This is a genomic window from Microbacterium fluminis, from assembly GCF_051549805.1.
Classification (GTDB): domain Bacteria; phylum Actinomycetota; class Actinomycetes; order Actinomycetales; family Microbacteriaceae; genus Microbacterium.
This window is the reverse complement of record NZ_CP196042.1, coordinates 3,011,770-3,027,326: the sequence shown is the minus strand read 5'-3', so window position 1 is coordinate 3,027,326 and position 15,557 is coordinate 3,011,770. Positions and strand designations below refer to the sequence as shown.

General features: G+C 70.7%; 16 protein-coding genes and 1 pseudogene. 10 read left to right on the top strand and 7 right to left on the bottom strand.

Annotated features, from left to right (window positions below; all coding sequences use genetic code 11):
* Positions 1–33: 33 nt before the first annotated feature.
* Both ACSJDX_RS14640 and ACSJDX_RS14635 read left to right on the top strand, forming a co-directional pair.
* Complete coding sequence (locus ACSJDX_RS14640; protein WP_438353371.1) at positions 34–405, top strand: YciI family protein; 372 nt, start codon at positions 34–36, stop codon at positions 403–405.
* Positions 402–1,679 (top strand): RNA polymerase sigma factor, encoded by a 1,278-nt coding sequence (locus tag ACSJDX_RS14635; RefSeq protein WP_438353370.1) that lies wholly within the window; start codon positions 402–404, stop codon positions 1,677–1,679. The genes ACSJDX_RS14640 and ACSJDX_RS14635 overlap by 4 nt, the downstream gene beginning before the upstream one ends.
* 146 nt (positions 1,680–1,825) lie before the next feature.
* On the opposite strand, the gene ACSJDX_RS14630 is transcribed toward ACSJDX_RS14635, so the two are convergent.
* Positions 1,826–3,790, bottom strand: coding sequence for an anthranilate synthase family protein (locus ACSJDX_RS14630; protein WP_438353369.1), 1,965 nt, complete (start codon positions 3,788–3,790; stop codon positions 1,826–1,828).
* Between the two features lie 194 nt (positions 3,791–3,984).
* Here ACSJDX_RS14630 and ispG point away from each other — a divergent pair, with 194 nt between their 5' ends.
* On the top strand, positions 3,985–5,136 hold the full coding sequence (gene ispG, locus ACSJDX_RS14625; protein ID WP_438353368.1) for a flavodoxin-dependent (E)-4-hydroxy-3-methylbut-2-enyl-diphosphate synthase: 1,152 nt from the start codon (positions 3,985–3,987) through the stop codon (positions 5,134–5,136).
* 16 nt (positions 5,137–5,152) lie between these two features.
* A complete protein-coding gene (locus ACSJDX_RS14620) occupies positions 5,153–5,593 on the top strand; it encodes a hypothetical protein (protein ID WP_438353367.1) in 441 nt (146 codons plus the stop codon).
* Here ACSJDX_RS14620 and ACSJDX_RS14615 read toward each other — a convergent pair.
* Together ACSJDX_RS14615 and ACSJDX_RS14610 are read right to left on the bottom strand one after the other, a co-directional pair.
* A complete protein-coding gene (locus ACSJDX_RS14615; protein ID WP_438353366.1) occupies positions 5,586–7,019 on the bottom strand; it encodes an RNB domain-containing ribonuclease in 1,434 nt (477 codons plus the stop codon). The genes ACSJDX_RS14620 and ACSJDX_RS14615 overlap by 8 nt on opposite strands.
* A 36-nt stretch (positions 7,020–7,055) precedes the next feature.
* Complete coding sequence (locus ACSJDX_RS14610) at positions 7,056–7,703, bottom strand: GntR family transcriptional regulator (RefSeq protein ID WP_438353365.1); 648 nt, start codon at positions 7,701–7,703, stop codon at positions 7,056–7,058.
* Positions 7,704–7,814: 111 nt separating this feature from the next.
* Between ACSJDX_RS14610 and ACSJDX_RS14605 the strand changes: the two genes are divergently transcribed.
* Both ACSJDX_RS14605 and ACSJDX_RS14600 read left to right on the top strand, forming a co-directional pair.
* A complete protein-coding gene (locus tag ACSJDX_RS14605; RefSeq protein WP_438353364.1) occupies positions 7,815–8,822 on the top strand; it encodes a 1-aminocyclopropane-1-carboxylate deaminase in 1,008 nt (335 codons plus the stop codon).
* A gap of 106 nt (positions 8,823–8,928) precedes the next feature.
* On the top strand, positions 8,929–9,429 hold the full coding sequence (locus ACSJDX_RS14600) for an RNA polymerase sigma factor (protein WP_438353363.1): 501 nt from the start codon (positions 8,929–8,931) through the stop codon (positions 9,427–9,429).
* 40 nt (positions 9,430–9,469) lie between these two features.
* Here the strand turns inward: ACSJDX_RS14600 and ACSJDX_RS14595 are convergent, their stop codons facing one another.
* Complete coding sequence (locus tag ACSJDX_RS14595; RefSeq protein ID WP_438353362.1) at positions 9,470–9,679, bottom strand: hypothetical protein; 210 nt, start codon at positions 9,677–9,679, stop codon at positions 9,470–9,472.
* A 28-nt stretch (positions 9,680–9,707) separates the two neighbouring features.
* Between ACSJDX_RS14595 and ACSJDX_RS14590 the strand changes: the two genes are divergently transcribed.
* Entirely contained in the window at positions 9,708–10,571 is an 864-nt protein-coding gene (locus ACSJDX_RS14590; protein ID WP_438353361.1) for a hypothetical protein, read from the top strand.
* Between the two features lie 32 nt (positions 10,572–10,603).
* Positions 10,604–12,370, top strand: coding sequence for a proline--tRNA ligase (locus ACSJDX_RS14585; RefSeq protein WP_438353360.1), 1,767 nt, complete (start codon positions 10,604–10,606; stop codon positions 12,368–12,370).
* 1 nt (position 12,371) lies between these two features.
* On the opposite strand, the gene ACSJDX_RS14580 is transcribed toward ACSJDX_RS14585, so the two are convergent.
* Complete coding sequence (locus ACSJDX_RS14580; RefSeq protein WP_438353359.1) at positions 12,372–12,746, bottom strand: VOC family protein; 375 nt, start codon at positions 12,744–12,746, stop codon at positions 12,372–12,374.
* A gap of 109 nt (positions 12,747–12,855) precedes the next feature.
* Between ACSJDX_RS14580 and ACSJDX_RS14575 the strand changes: the two genes are divergently transcribed.
* Positions 12,856–13,902, top strand: a complete 1,047-nt coding sequence (locus tag ACSJDX_RS14575; RefSeq protein ID WP_438353358.1) for a TIGR00730 family Rossman fold protein — start codon at positions 12,856–12,858, stop codon at positions 13,900–13,902.
* A 6-nt stretch (positions 13,903–13,908) separates the two neighbouring features.
* On the opposite strand, the gene ACSJDX_RS14570 is transcribed toward ACSJDX_RS14575, so the two are convergent.
* The gene (locus ACSJDX_RS14570) at positions 13,909–14,172 is read right to left on the bottom strand and encodes a pyridoxamine 5'-phosphate oxidase family protein (protein ID WP_438353357.1); all 264 of its coding nucleotides are present in this window, start codon (positions 14,170–14,172) and stop codon (positions 13,909–13,911) included.
* A 65-nt stretch (positions 14,173–14,237) separates the two neighbouring features.
* Positions 14,238–14,339 (bottom strand): annotated as a pseudogene (locus ACSJDX_RS14565) (pyridoxamine 5'-phosphate oxidase family protein); the annotation flags it as partial.
* Between the two features lie 226 nt (positions 14,340–14,565).
* Here ACSJDX_RS14565 and nusA point away from each other — a divergent pair.
* Positions 14,566–15,555 carry a transcription termination factor NusA gene (nusA, locus tag ACSJDX_RS14560; protein ID WP_438353356.1) on the top strand — a complete coding sequence of 330 codons (990 nt, stop codon included), beginning with the start codon at positions 14,566–14,568 and terminating at the stop codon, positions 15,553–15,555.
* Positions 15,556–15,557 lie beyond the last annotated feature (2 nt).

The window sequence follows — 15,557 nt, the reverse complement described above, 5'->3', positions numbered from 1 at the left end:
TGAAACGGTTCCTCTGACGAAAGGACAACGACCGTGAAGTACGTGATCATGTTCACCAGCACCCCTGAGCTCGACGCCGCCGTGCCGCCGGAGCAGGGCCAGGACGTCTACGGGCGCGTGTACACCTGGTTCGGCGAGCACGACGAGAAGATCACCGACTCGGGCGCCGAGCTGCAGCCGGCGTCGACCGCCACCACCGTGCGCCACGACGACGCCGGCGGAACGGTCGTGGTCGACGGACCGTTCTCGGAGGCGAAGGAGGTCATCGGCGGCTTCAGCGTCATCGACGTCCCCGACCTCGACGCGGCCATCGCGATGGTCAAGACGTGGCCGATGCTCGAGCTGCCCGGCACCTCCGTCGAGATCCGCCCGATGGTCGTCGACTACACGCAGTTCGAGCAGTGACGGACCCGGATGCCGCGGACCGGGGCGTCGGCGGTGGTTCGGCCGACGACGCCCGGCCCGCGGCATCCGATGTCCTCCTCGCCACCGTGGTGCGCGAGGAGGCCGGACGCATCGTCGCGACGCTGACGGCATCGCTCGGCAGTCTCGACGTCGCCGAGGAGGCCGTCGCCGAAGCCGTCGAGGAGGCGCTGCGCGAGTGGCGCGTGCGCGGTGTGCCGCCGCGGCCCGGCGCCTGGCTGACGCAGGCCGCCCGACACAACGCGCTCGACCGACTCCGGCGCGAGCAGCGGTTCCGCGCGCGGATGCCGCTGTTGGCGCGGGCCGAGGTGCTCGCGGCGGACGAGTCGCACCCCGAGGCGGATGCGGACGAGCGGCTCGCGCTGCTGTTCGGATGCTGCCACCCGGCCCTCTCTCCCGATGCCCAGCTCGCCCTCACGCTGCGGGCGGTGTGCGGTCTCACCACGCGGCAGATCGCGCGGGCGACGTTCTCGACCGAATCCGGGGCGGCGCAGCGGATCGTGCGCGCGAAGCGCAAGATCGGCGCGGCGGGCATCCCGATCCGCGTGCCGGAGGGCGGCGAGCGGCGCGGGCGTCTCGACCTCGTGCTCACCGTGGTGTCCGTGATGTACAGCGAGGCGCACCTGGGCGCGGGGCGGGATGCCTCCGCCGACCGCGACCTCGCCGACGACGCCGTGTGGCTCGCCCGCGTCGTCGCCGCCGCGCTGCCGCGCGAGGCCGAGGCTCTCGGGCTGCTCTCGCTCCTGCTCTTCCACCGCGCCCGCGAGGACGCCCGCGCGGTCGACGGCGAGCTCGTGCTGCTCGGCGACCAGGACCGCGGCCGGTGGGATGCCGCGCTGCTGGCCGAGGCCCGGGTGTGGCTCGAACGGGCGGCGGCGTTGCGGCGGCCGGGGAGATGGCAGCTGCACGCCGCGATCGCCGCCTGTCACGCCGATGCGGCGACCTCGCGGGAGACCGACTGGCCGCAGGTGCTGGTGCTGTACGACATGCTGCTCGGCTACGACTCCTCGCCGGTGGTACGCCTCAACCGCGCCGTGGCGCTCTCACGCGTGGCGGGACCGGAGCCGGCGCTCGCCGAGGTCGACCGGCTCGAGGCATCCCTCGCCGGCGCACACCTGTGGCACGCCGTGCGCGGGTCGCTGCTGCGCGACCTCGGGCGCACCGAGGAGGCGCTGGCCGCCGACCTCCGCGCCCTCGAGCTCACCGCCAACGACGCCGAGCGGCGCCTCCTCGCCGCCCGCGTCTCCCGCGGCTGACCCCTCCGCTCGACCCCGCCCACGGTGTCCAACGCCCGTGCGAAGGACGAACGCCCCCGCGTTGCCCCGTCCATCTCGGGGGCTCTCGTCCACCGCACGGGCGTTGGACGAGAAGGGGGGAGTGGAGGAGGGCGGGAGGGGGCGGTTCAGAGCGGTGTGGGGGCGAGAGCGTGGGTCACCAGGCGCTCGAGCGTGGTCATCCCGTCGCGGGACAGGATCGACTCGAGGTGGCCCTGCACCGAGGCGAAGCCCGGGCCGCGCAGGGCGAACACGTCGCCGGATGCCGGGTCGGCCGCGACCTCGGCGACGAGGTGCGGTCCCGCGTGGTCGGCGGCGGCGGTCGTGCGCCGGGTTGTCCCGGGCGCCACGCGCGCCGTGAAGGTGTTGTAGAAGCCGATCGACGCCGGCTCGCCGAACACGTCGACGGTCCGCTGCAGCCCCTGATGGGGCGCGTCGAGCGGCGCGAGGTCGATGCCGAGGGAGTCGGCCAGGATCTGGTGGCTGAGGCACACGGCCAGCAGTGGCGCACCCGACGCCCGGCGCCGGCCCACCACCTCGCGCATGCGCCGCATCCGCGGGCTGTCGGGGTCGCGGGGGTCGCCCGGGCCGGGCCCGGACACGACCAGCTCGGCCGCATCGATCTCGGCGTCGGTGACCTCGTGCCACGGCGCGATGCGCACCTCGAGTCCGAGATGGCGCAGCTGATGGGCGAGCATCGTGGTGAAGCGGTCCTCCGCGTCGACGACGATCGCGCTGCGGCCATGCAGAGGAGCGGATGCCTCGTCCCCCGCGCCCTGCGGGTTCAGCCAAAACGCCGCAAGCCGCGCGTTGCGCGACTCCAGCAGCGTGGCGATCCCGTCGTCGTCGGCCAGCGGCCGGTGCTCGGCGACGGGGGAGTCGGGGTCGACGCCCGCGTCGGCGGCCGTGTCGCGGGCGACCGCCCCGATCGCTCCGAGCACCCCTGCGGCCTTCCCGTGGGTCTCGCCGACCTCGCCGTAGGGGTCGGAATGACGCACCAGCGTCGCGCCGACGGGGACCCGCAGCATCCCGTCGACCAGATAGGCGGTGCGGATCAGGATGGGCGCGTCGAGGTCGTGACCGCCGGTCGCGGTCGGCGTGAACAGAGCCGCGACGCCGGAGTAGTAGCCGCGCGGCGTGCGCTCGTGCCGCGAGATGACCGTGCAGGCGTTCTGCATCGGCGACCCGGTCACGGTCGGGGCGAACATCGTCTCGCGCAGGATCTCGCGCGGATCCATGCGACTGCGTCCGCGCAGCACGTACTCGGTGTGGGTGAGCCGTGACATCTCCTTGAGGTGCGGGCCGGTGATGCGCCCGCCGTCGGAGCAGACGGCGCTCATCATCTTGAGCTCCTCGTCGACCACCATGAACAGCTCCTCGGTCTCCTTGGCGGACTCGAGGAACTCGGTGAGGGTCTCGACCGTCGCGCCGCCCGCCGGGTGGCGGAACGTGCCCGAGATCGGATTCATCGTCACGGTGCTGAAGCCGGGCTGCGCCGGCGCGCCTTCGCGCGCGCTGACGTGCGCCTCGGGGCTCGCGCCCACCGCCACGTGCCCCGGGGTGACGACCGCGAAGGTCCAGTACGCGCCCTTCTCGTGGGCGAGCAGGGCGCGGAACCAGGTCAGCGCGGCGATCGCGGCATCCGCGTCCACCCGCGCGGTGAAGTCGCGGCGGATCACGAAGTTCGCGCCCTCGCCGCGGCCGATCTCATCGGCGATCACGGTGCGGACGATCTCGGCGTACTCCTCGTCGGCGATGTCGAACCCGGCACCGGTGAGGGGGATCGGCTCGCTCGGCAGCTGCGCGAGAGCCTCGGCCAGGGGCATCCGCTCGTGCGCGTCGACGACGAGGCACCGCAGCGGCGCGGCGTCGTCGTGGCAGACGAATCCGCGTTCGCGCACCTGCCGGAACGGCACCAGCGCGAGCACCTCACGGGGAACGCCCGCCACCGTGAGCGGGATGTCGGCGAGCAGGTCGACGTCGACGACGTCGCCGGTGAGCACCTCGACGGTCCGCCCGTCACGGGCGAGGAGGGCGAACGGGATGCCGCGCGCGGCGAGTTCGGAGAGGTTCAGTGCAGCGGGGCCGGGCATGTCGGTCCTTCGTCGGGAGGGCGGGACTCCACGAAGAAGACCGCCCGATGCGGGGCGGTCTGTGGTCTCGCGAAACACACCGCCTTATGCGGTGCGCCACCAGGACAGGTTCGCGGACATGCGCCGAAAATACCACACGGGTGCGACCTGCCCCGCTCGGGCCGCGTGCAGGGTGCGCGGCGTAGGCTGGGAGCGTGCCAGCCGTGAATCTCGGGATGCCCAAGGTCCCCGAAACCCTCGCCCCGCGCCGCAAGTCCCGTCAGATCAAGGTGGGCAAGGTGCTCGTCGGCGGCGGAGCGCCGGTGAGCGTGCAGTCGATGTGCACGACGCCGACAACCAACATCAACGCCACGCTCCAGCAGATCGCCGAGCTCACGGCGTCGGGCTGCGAGATCGTGCGCGTCGCGGTGCCGTCGCAGGACGACGCCGACGTGCTGCACATCATCGCGAAGAAGAGCCAGATCCCGGTGATCGCGGACATCCACTTCCAGCCGAAGTACGTCTTCCAGGCGATCGACGCCGGCTGCGCCGCCGTGCGCGTCAACCCCGGCAACATCCGCAAGTTCGACGACCAGGTGGGAGCGATCGCGAAGGCGGCGAAGGATGCCGGCGTCTCGCTGCGCATCGGCGTGAACGCCGGATCGCTCGACCCGCGGCTGCTGCAGAAGTACGGCAAGGCGACCCCCGAGGCGCTCGCCGAGAGCGCCCGGTGGGAGGCGAGCCTTTTCGAGGAGCACGACTTCCACGACTTCAAGATCTCGGTCAAGCACAACGACCCGGTGATCATGGTGCAGGCGTACCGACTGCTCGCGCAGATGGGCGACTGGCCGCTGCACCTCGGCGTGACCGAGGCGGGGCCGGCGTTCCAGGGCACCATCAAGAGCGCCACGGCGTTCGGCATCCTGCTCGGCGAGGGCATCGGCGACACGATCCGGGTCTCGCTGTCGGCGCCGCCGGCCGAGGAGGTCAAGGTCGGTCTGCAGATCCTGCAGTCGCTGAACCTCCGCGAGCGCCGGCTCGAGATCGTCTCGTGCCCGTCCTGCGGGCGTGCGCAGGTCGACGTCTACTCGCTCGCCGACAACGTCACCGAGGGGCTCAAGGATGTGACGGTGCCGCTGCGCGTCGCCGTCATGGGGTGCGTCGTGAATGGGCCGGGCGAGGCCCGCGAAGCCGACCTCGGGGTCGCCTCGGGCAACGGCAAGGGTCAGATCTTCGTGAAGGGCCAGGTCATCAAGACCGTGCCCGAGGACGAGATCGTCGCGACCCTCATCGAGGAGGCGCGCCGCATCGCCGACGAGATGGGCCCGGACGCCGCGATCGGCACCGCCCAGGTCGTCACCTCCTGACACGCGGCCCTCTCCGATGCCGACGCGGACCCTGCGCAACGAGTTCGCCCTGCCCGTTCCGGCACGAGCCGTCTTCGACCACGTCCGTGAGCCGGCGAGCTACGTGGGACTCTCACCGCTCGTGATCGCGGTGACCGATGTGGAGCGCCGCGTGGACGGGTTCGCCTATCGCGCCGTCGAGCGGGTCCCGATCATCGGGCGGTGGCATTACGACAATCCGCTGCGGGTCACGCTCCTCGCCTCGGGAGCAGGACCGTTCGTCGTGCACGGAGACGTCGTCAGCACCGGCGGCATCACGGTCGAGTACCGCTACGACATCGCGGACGACGGCGACGGATGCCGCGTGGTCGACCTCGTCACCCTGCGCACGCCCTTCGGCCTCGCCGGCTTCGCCGCGCGCAAGGCCCGCGAGGTGCAGCTGTGGCGACCGGCGACGCTCGCCGGCCGCCTCAGCTGATCTCAGCGAGGGTCACCGTCCCGTCGGCGATGTCCGCGGCGTCGAGTCGCAGGCGCACGGTCGTGCCGGCAGCCGCGTCGAGCCCCGCGACCTTCGTCGACACGGGCGGATCCACCAGCTGCACGCGCGCACCGTCGCCGCGGCGGCCGAGCACGACCGCGTCGAACGTCTCGCCCTCGCGTCCGGTCAGCAGCGCGGCCTCGACGCGGTCGAGCGTGGCGGCATCCATCCGCCCCGCCAGCGCATCGCTCCGGCCCATGATCTTCGGCAGCGTCGACAGGCTCTCGCGCGCCCAGTCGGGCACCGGCCGGTCGTTCGCGATGGCTTCGCACACGATGAGCGACCAGCGGTCGACGAGGCGTCGCAACGGCGCGGTGGTGTGCGCGTACGGTGCGCCGATCGCCGCCTGGAGCGGGTCGGCGGGCGGCTCGCCGTCGAACGCGACGTAGCCGGCGCCGCGGAACAGGCCGGTCGCGGCGTCGAGGATCGCGAGCGCCCGCGGATCGGCGCGGTCGAGGGCGCGCAGGTAGTCGCCATAGCGCACGTCGGCAGACCAGGGGATGCCGAGGGCCGCGGTCTGCGCACGGAAGGCCGCGACGTCGTCGTCGGCCGGCGCGGGCATCGTGCGGAGGATGCCCACCCCGCCCCGCAGCATGATCTCGGCGGCGGCCATGCCGGTCAGCAGCGACACCTGCGCGTTCCACTCCTCGACGGGGAGCGGGGATTCGCGCTCCAGCCGGTAGCGGCCGTCCTCGGCGACGACACGCGTGGTCGGCACGTTGAGGCTGGCTCCGCCCCGCTCGGCTTCACGCTCGGCCCGCTGCTGGCCGAACCAGGGGAGCGCCGCGAGGCTCGCCGAGGCGGTGCCCGCATCGATCGCCCTCTGCGCGTCGACGTAGCTCCACTGCGCGCGCGAGCGGATCACGGCTCGCCGCAGCGTGGTATCGGTCGGTCGAGCCCCCTCGTCGAGGGCGAACCGCCACACGAAGGCGCGGCGGTCGGCATCGGGGAGCAGGGAGGCGGCGTCTTCGCTGAGGACGGGCGGATGCAGCGGGATGCGTCCGTCTGCCGCGTAGAGCGTCTGACCGCGGCGGCGCGCCTCGGCGTCGACCGCCCCGCCTGGTGCGACGAACGCGGGCACATCGGCGATCGCGTAGTGCAGCACGGCACCGGTCGCGGTGCGCTCGAGGTGGAGTGCTTGGTCGAGGTCGCGCGAGCCCTCGGGGTCGATCGTGAGGAACTCGACGTCGCGGAGGTCGTCGACCTGTGAAGCATCCGCCGCCGTCTGCGCCGCGGCGTTCGCCTCGGCCTCGACCTCGGCGGAGAACGGACCCGGCAGGTCGAGCTCGCGGCGCAGGGCGGCGAGCGAGGCGGTCAGAGCGTCGTCGACACCGCCGGGGGCGAGACGAGGACGGCGGGACGGCACCCGCACAGTGTACGCACGCCGGGTGGCAGGTCCGGGTCAGTCCACGAAGCTCAGCGAGAGCCAGTTGTCGCGGCTGAGGCGAGCCGCGAGCTCGGCGTCGCCGGCGCGGGCGGCGCCGATGATCGCCGCGTGCTGCGCCACCGAGTCGCGCGCCGCGAACGAGCCGAACTTGCGCCGCTCCACCCGGCGCAGCAGCGGAGTGGCGATCTCGAGGACCTCCGCGGCCATGGCGTTGCCGCTCGCGGCGAGCATCACGTCGTGGAACCGGTCGTCGGCGTGCAGGGCGGCATCCGTGTCCCCTGCCGCGATGGCGTGCTCGAACGCGGTGTTCGCGTCGTCCATCGCTCTGAGGTCGTCGGCGCTCACCCGCGGCACGGCCAGTCGGGCCGCGAGTTCGTGCATGGATGCCGCCACCTGCTGCGCGTTGACGGTGGATGCCGCGTCGAACGGCGCGACGGTGGTCGAGCGGCCGGGCAGCGACACCACGAGGCCGGCGCGTTCCAGGCGCAGCAGCGCCTCCCGGATCGGGGTGCGGCTCACGCCCAGCCATGCCTCGATCTCGGTGTCGCGGAGACGCTCGCCGGGAGCGAGGGTGCCGTCGACGATGGCATCGCGCAACGAGATGTAGACGTTGTCGCGCAGCAGCTCGCGCGGCTGCGCGCGGGTCGCGGACGGGATCGGCATGTGCACAGCTTAGCCGCGACATCCGTCTGCGAAATGCAATATCCAGGATATCGCGCTACGTTTGAGGCGACCGCGGTCTGCGGCATCCGCTCTCCAGAACCCGAGGACGACATGGCCATCTCCGATTTCGAGCGCTACCCCCTCACCTTCGGGCCGAGCCCGGTCCACCACCTTGCCCGGCTGTCGCAGCACCTCGGCGGTGCACAGATCTGGGCCAAGCGAGAGGACGTCTCGTCGGGGCTCGCATTCGGAGGCAACAAGGTGCGCAAGCTCGAGTACCTCGTTCCCGATGCGCTCGCCCAGGGCGCCGACACGCTCGTGTCGATCGGCGGATACCAGTCCAACCACACACGTCAGGTGGCGGCCGTCGCGGCGAAGCTCGGGCTGAAGGCGCGGCTCGTCCAGGAGAACTGGGTCGATTGGCCCGACCCGCTCAGCGACCGGGTCGGCAACATCCAGCTCTCGCGCATCATGGGGGCGACGGTGACGCTGGATTCCGCGGGGTTCGACATCGGCATCCGCTCCAGCTGGCAGGCGGCCATCGACGAGGTGATCGCCGAGGGCGGGAAGCCCTATCCGATCCCCGCCGGAGCATCGGAGCATCACCTCGGCGGACTCGGCTTCGCGAACTGGGCGTACGAGGTCGAGCAGCAGGAGCGCGAGCTCGGCGTCTTCTTCGACACGATCATCGTCTGCACGGTGACCGGCTCGACGCACGCCGGGATGATCGCCGGGTTCGCCGGCCAGGACCGCCCTCGTCGGGTCATCGGCATCGACGCCTCGGCGACGCTGGAGAAGACCCGCGCCCAGGTCGAGCGCATCGCCCGGCACACCGCCGAGCTGATCGGACTCGGCCGCGACCTCCGCGACGACGAGATCACGGTGCTCGAGGGCTGGGCCGGCGACCTCTACGGCATCCCCGTCGAGTCGACGCTCGAGGCGATCCGGCTGGGCGGCTCGCTCGAGGCGATGATCACCGACCCCGTCTACGAGGGCAAGTCGCTCGCCGGTCTGATCGACCTCGTGAAGTCGCGTGAGATCCCCGCGACCAGCACCGTGCTCTACGCGCACCTGGGCGGCCAGCTGGCGCTGAACGCCTACAGCGGCCTGTTCCGCTGAGTCGGCCCTGATCCGTCGAGGTCTTGCTCGGCGGATTCGGGAACCGATCGTGTTTTCGCGGACACTTCTGGGTATGGGAGATGACGACGCCGGGCTGTGGGCCCGTGTGCGCCAGGGGGACGAGTTCGCGCTCGCTGCGTTGTTCGATCGGCATGAGCCTCGGTTGTTCCGGCATGCGGCGCGGTTGCTGACGTCGCGTGAGGATGCGAAGGATGCGGTCACGATCGCGTTCTTCGAGCTGTGGCGCAAGCGGGAGTCGGTGCGCTTGGTGGATGGTTCGCCGTTGCCGTGGCTGCTGACGACGGTGGCGTATGCGGCGCGGAACCTGGAGCGCTCGGGTCGCCGGTATCGGACGCTGCTGGATCGTGCGCCGGCTCCGGTCGAGGAGTTGTTCGTCGCGCACGATGAGAGCGGTGTGCTCGCGGCGTTGAAGAAGCTGCCGGCGCGGGAGCAGAGCGTGCTCGTGCTCTCGGTGCTGGAGGGATATCCCGAGCGTGACGTGGCCGAGGCTCTGGGGATCCCCCTCGGCACGGTGAAGTCGCGCCTGTCGCGGGCGAAGGCTCGTCTGCGCGATGAGCTCTCCTCGGTGGAAGGAGCATGGGCATGAACGACGATCAGCTCACAGAGTCCGAGCACGCCGCGATGCGTCAGCGGCTGCTGACGGGGGCGAAGCGCATCCACCCGGTCGGCAAGCATCGCAACGCCTGGATCGCCGGGTCGGTCGCGGTGGTGCTCGTGCTGGGCATCGCCGGAGGCGCGGTCGGGATCGGCCAGCTCCTCGGCACCGCCGAACCGGCACCCGCCCAGACCAGCACCCCGAGCCCGACACCCACCCCCACGCCGACTCCGACATCCACCCCCGCACCCACAGGATCGGCTGGGCCCGTGAACTCTCGCGGTGGTGTCGTCGCCTTCGGCGGCGACTGCGCCAACGCGCTGGATCTGGGTGTCCTCAGCGCCTCGGTGGGTCTGGACATGGTCCTGTACGAGCCGGCGTGGCGATCCGGGGCCGAAGGGCTACAGGGCGGCTTGACGTGCACCTGGACGGATTCGGAACGCTTGCACCGTTCAACGGTGACCCTCATCACGTATCCGGCATCCATCGTCTCCGCCGAGATGTCGGACGCGGCGAGCATCTGCGACGGTGTGCGTTTCGGATGCTCGTTCGCGGGCGTGGTCGGCGACGTCTGGGTGACGCTGGGAGTATTCCCCTCCTCTGGTGAGGCAGTCACCCGGACCCTATGGGAAGAGGCAGCCCAACGCGTGACGGTGTTCCCCGCAGCGGAACGCGCGACGCCGACGCCAGCCTGGTGGGCGCCGGTGACCTGCGAGCAACTCTCACGGCGTGTCGATCTCGTGCCCACGACCGGGTGGCAGTCCGTCACCTTGTCCAGTCAGCCCGATGGCGGAACCGTGTACACGCTGCCGGAGTCGGTGGGTGGAGTCGCCAGGTGCGTTTATTCGGGGACGTCCGGATCAATGTCGCAGAACATGACGATCCGGATCATTCCGGGCGGGGGCGCCTACTTTGACGCGATCGTTGCGACGCCCGAGGCACGATCAGTCACAGTCGAGAACGCCTCGCGAGCTGTCGATGTCCTGGACGACGCGCTATGGGAGGGGCACTTCGCGACGACTGTGGCGACGGACGGGACCAACCTGATCGTCGTCGGGGTCACATTCCCTGAAGTGAACGATCCGCGGACCGGCGTCGCCGCCGCAGTGCTCGCCGCACTCGCCGGCGGCTGAGCCGCGGTATCCGCCCGCCCTAGACTCGATCCGTGGTCACCCGTCTCTCGAACTTCTTCCTCCGCACGCTCCGTGAGGACCCCTCCGATGCCGAGGTCACCAGCCACCGGCTGCTCGTGCGCGCCGGGTACATCCGGCGCAACGCGCCCGGCATCTTCGCCTGGCTGCCGCTGGGTCTGCGGGTGAAGGCGAAGATCGAGGCGATCATCCGCGAGGAGATGGCGAACGCCGGGGCGTTCGAGGTGCACTTCCCGGCGCTGCTGCCGCGCGACCCCTACGAGGCCTCGGGGCGTTGGGAGTCGTACGGCGACGGCATCTTCCGGCTGCAGGACCGCAAGGGCGCCGACTACCTTCTCGCGCCCACACACGAGGAGATGTTCACGCTCCTCGTGAAGGACCTGTACGCCTCGTACAAGGACCTGCCGCTGACGATCTACCAGATCCAGGACAAGTACCGCGACGAGGCTCGCCCGCGAGCGGGGCTCCTGCGCGGCCGTGAGTTCACGATGAAGGACGCGTACTCCTTCGACGCGACGGACGCGGGACTGGATGCCTCGTACCAGGCGCAGCGCGACGCCTACGAGCGGATCTTCACCCGCCTGGGCATGGAGTACGTCATCGTCGCCGCGGACAACGGCCTCATGGGAGGCGCGCGCAGTGAGGAGTTCCTGCATCCCACCCCGATCGGCGAGGACACCTTCGTGCGCTCCGCGAACGGGTACGCGGCCAACGTCGAGGCGTTCACGACCGTCGTCCCCGCGGCTGTTCCGTTCGACGGCCTCCCCGAAGCGGTCGTCTTCGACTCGCCCGACACCCCGACGATCGACACGCTCGTCGCGCACTCCAACGCGGTGCTCCCGGCCAAGGACAGCGGCGAGTACACCGCCGCCGACACGCTCAAGAACGTCGTGCTCGCCCTCACCCACCTCGACGGCTCGCGCGAGCTCGTCGTCGTCGGACTCCCCGGCGACCGCGATGTCGACGACAAGCGCGCCGAGGTCGCCTTCGCGCCCGCGGCCGTCGAGGCGGCCACCCCCGAGGACTTCGAGAAGAACCCGCTGCTCGTGAAGGGCTACATCGGGCCCTGGTCGCCGACAGGCGCCGTGCTCGGTGAGGAGTCAGCCACCGGCATCCGCTATCTGCTCGACCCGCGTGTCGTCGACGGATCCGGGTGGATCACCGGCGCCAACATCGACCAGAAGCACGTGCACGGGCTCGTCGCCGGTCGCGACTTCGCCTCCGACGGGACCGTCGAGATCGCGACCGTTCGCGCGGGCGACCCCGCGCCCGACGGCTCCGGCCCGGTGGAGCTGGCCCGCGGCATGGAGATCGGCCACGTCTTCCAGCTCGGTCGCTTCTTCGCCGAGACCCTCGGGCTCAAGGTGCTCGACGAGAACGGCAAGCTGGTCACGGTCACGATGGGCTCGTACGGCATCGGCGTCACCCGCATCCTGGCGATCATCGCCGAGCTGAACAACGACGACAAGGGCCTCATCTGGCCCGAATCGGTCGCGCCGTTCGACGTGCACGTGGTCGCGACCGGCCGCGATCAGGCGGCGTTCGACCTCGCGGCATCCGTCTCCCAGGAGCTTCAGGATGCCGGGCTCGACGTGCTCTACGACGACCGCCCGAAGGTGTCGCCCGGCGTGAAGTTCGGCGACGCCGAACTCGTGGGCGTACCGCGGATCCTCATCGTGGGGCGCGGCGCCGCCGACGGCGAGGTCGAGCTGTGGGACCGCCGCACCGGCGACCGCGAGGTGCTCCCGGTCGCCGACGCGGTGGCCCGGATGCGAGGCTGAATCAGTCCGCGGGGCGGGAGAACAGATTGACCACGTTGCCGTCCGGGTCGCGCACCAGGGCGGAGCGGTTGCCCCAGGGCATGGTGGTGGGCTCGAGCACGACGTCATCGAGATCGTCGCGGAGTCGTGCGAACTCTTCGTCGACATCGTCGACCTCGAACTCGACGATCACCGACCGGTTCGAAGCCGGCTCCACAGCCCCGCCGGGCAGCATGGCGACCGTTGCCGCGTCACCGATCGCGAGCACGGCACCACCGGTGCGGATCTCGGCGAAAACGGGAGCGGGGCGGTGGGCAGTGGTCTGCGTGAGCGGCTCGTAGAACCCGACCAGGCGGTCGAGGTCTGCGGTCACGATGCGGATGGATGCGAAGTTCATCTCTCTCCTCCCGCCGGGACGTGCGACCCGGCAGGAGGGATCATGGCCCCGACCTCCGACATCACGGGGCGGCCACCGCGCGGCAACCTCTCCGTGACAGGCTGATCCCATGCAGTCCGGCTCCACCAACCCCGTCCCACCCGCCGTCACCGACGAGCTGCGCACGACGATCGAGACCGCGGGCATCACGGTCAACGCCGACCTCGTCGCCCGCATCCTCGCGACCGGCGTCGGCCTCGGGATGGATGAGACCGACCGGCTCGACCTGAAGATCACCACGGCCGCGCTCACCGAGATGCGCGCCGCGTTCCGCCTGTTCGCGCCCTACCGCGACGTGCCGAAGGTGACGATCTTCGGCTCGGCGCGCACCCGTCCGGAGGATGCGCTGTACGGCCAGGCCATCGACGTCGCCGCGGCACTCGCCGAGGCCGGCTGGATGGTCGTCACCGGGGCCGGCCCCGGCATCATGCAGGCAGCGGCGGAGGGAGCGGGACCGCAGCGCTCGCTCGGCGTCTCGATCCGCCTGCCGTTCGAAGAGAAGCCGAACGCGATCATCGAGGCGAATGCCCGCAACGTCGCGATGAAGTACTTCTTCACCCGCAAGCTCATGCTGGTCAAGGAATCGAGCGCCTTCGTCTGCGTGCCCGGGGGATTCGGCACGCTCGACGAGATGTTCGAGCTGCTCACCCTGCAGCAGACCGGCAAGGCCGAGCCGACGCCGATCGTGCTGCTCGACGAGCCGGGCGGCACGTTCTGGCAGGGACTGCAGAGATTCGTCGACGATCAGCTCGTCCCGTCCGGAGTTATCTCCCCGGGCGACTTCGACCGCGTGCTCATCACCGATTCGGTGGCGACGGCCGTCGCCGAGATCACCGATTTCTGGCGCAACTACGATTCGCTGCGGTGGGTGGGCGGGCGTCTGATCCTGCGGCTGAAGGCGGAGCCGACGGATGCCGAGGTCGAGGCTCTGAACGAGCGGTTCGCGGACCTGCTCGCGAGCGGCCGCATCGAGCGCACCGACGCCCTCCGCGTCGAGCGCGAGGACGGCGACCGTCTCGGGCTGCCGCGCCTCCAGCTGCGACTGAACCAGTTCCGGGTGGGGGAGCTGCATCGCCTCATCCGTGCGATCAACGACCTCGATTCGGCTCCGCGGTAGAGCCCGTCAGCAGGTGATGCGCTCGTGGCGCATCGTGTCGTCGGGGGTCTCCTTCGTCACGAGGGCCTTGAGCATCCCCGCCGCTATCACGATCTTCCCGTGCTTCGGCTCCCAGAACTCGCACTCGGCAGGGGTGACCCGCAGCAGCGCGATGTCGGGGGTGTCGAGGCCCTGCTCGAACCAGATGTCCAGCGACGGGGTGTACAGCTCCTCCATGCGGGCACGGTCGTGCACCAGGGTGCCGCGGCCGGCCACCGAGACGTAGCGCATCCCTTCGCGTCGCAGTAGGACAGGCCGACGGGGTTTCCGCCCTCCGCCTCGTCCGCGGCCTTCGACTCATCGGAGGTGAAGAACCAGATGTCCCCTCGCTCGTCCATCTCGCGCGTGCTCATCGGCCGGCTGACGAGATTGCCGGCGTCGTCGACGGTGGTGAGCATGGTGAAGTCGATGTCTTCCACGAGTTCCTTGATGCGCTCGATCGCGCTCTGCTGTTCGGCCATGGCTCGACCCTCGCACCGCGGTCCGATCGGTCGGCAGGGGCTTGACAGTCGCGCGGTCCGGGAGGCAACCGACTCCCAGGGACGGGGAGGGCGGCATCCGGTAACGTAGGGGGGATGTCGGAGCGCCAGCGCGCCTGACGAGAGCTGAATACGGAGGGCCATCATGGATATCGATCTCGGACTGCTGCGGACCATCGAGCGCGAGAAGGACATCCCCTTCGATGAGCTGGCGAGGATCATCGAACAGGCGATCCTGACGGCCTACGGTCGGCACACCTCGGAAACGGGGGAGATCCCCGCAGGAGCCAGGGCGGAGCTCGACCGCAAGACGGGCCACGTCGCGATCTTCACCCCTGTGCTCGACGACGAGGATGCGGTCATCGGCGAAGAGGAGCAGGTGCCCGACGATTTCGGTCGCATCGCCGCCTTCGCCGCGAAGCAGGTCATCGGCCAGCGCCTGCGCGACATCGCCGACGACGCCGTGCTGGGCGAGTTCAAGGGCAAAGAGGGCGACATCGTCGCCGGCGTCGTGCAGCAGGGCCCGAACCCCCGCATGGTGCACGTCGACCTCGGCACGGTCGAGGCGATCCTGCCTCCCGAGGAGCAGGTCGCGGGCGAGGAGTACACGCACGGCTCGCGCCTGCGGGTCTACGTCACGTCGGTGTCCAAGGGCACGAAGGGCCCGCAGATCACCGTGTCGCGCACGCACCCCGGCCTCGTCCGGAAGCTGTTCGCCCTGGAGGTGCCCGAGATCGCGTCGGGCGTCGTCGAGATCGTCTCGCTCGCCCGCGAGGCCGGCCACCGCAGCAAGGTCGCCGTCAAGGCCAACGACCCCTCGATCAACGCCAAGGGCGCGTGCATCGGCGAACTCGGACGCCGGGTGCGCGCCGTCACCGAAGAGCTGGGCGGCGAGAAGATCGACATCGTCGACTACGACCCCGAGCTGGCGAAGTTCGTCGCCAACGCGCTGTCGCCGGCCAAGGTCACCTCGAGCTTCATCCTCGACGCGTCCTCGAAGGCGGTGCGCGCGCTCGTGCCCGACTATCAGCTGTCGCTCGCGATCGGCAAGGAGGGCCAGAACGCCCGCCTCGCGGCGAAGCTCACCGGCGCGAAGATCGACATCCAGCCCGACTCGATCCTCGAGGACGCCTGACG

Bases quoted from the DNA above. Each gene is read 5' to 3' on its own strand.
- ACSJDX_RS14630 (WP_438353369.1), bottom strand. From the start codon at position 3,790: ATGCCCGGCCCCGCTGCACTGAACCTCTCCGAACTCGCCGCGCGCGGC.
- ACSJDX_RS14620 (WP_438353367.1), top strand. From the start codon at position 5,153: ATGCCGACGCGGACCCTGCGCAACGAGTTCGCCCTGCCCGTTCCGGCA.
- ACSJDX_RS14610 (WP_438353365.1), bottom strand. From the start codon at position 7,703: ATGCCGATCCCGTCCGCGACCCGCGCGCAGCCGCGCGAGCTGCTGCGC.
- ACSJDX_RS14605 (WP_438353364.1), top strand. From the start codon at position 7,815: ATGGCCATCTCCGATTTCGAGCGCTACCCCCTCACCTTCGGGCCGAGC.
- ACSJDX_RS14580 (WP_438353359.1), bottom strand. From the start codon at position 12,746: ATGAACTTCGCATCCATCCGCATCGTGACCGCAGACCTCGACCGCCTG.
- ACSJDX_RS14575 (WP_438353358.1), top strand. From the start codon at position 12,856: ATGCAGTCCGGCTCCACCAACCCCGTCCCACCCGCCGTCACCGACGAG.
- ACSJDX_RS14570 (WP_438353357.1), bottom strand. From the start codon at position 14,172: ATGCGCTACGTCTCGGTGGCCGGCCGCGGCACCCTGGTGCACGACCGT.
- nusA (WP_438353356.1), top strand. From the start codon at position 14,566: ATGGATATCGATCTCGGACTGCTGCGGACCATCGAGCGCGAGAAGGAC.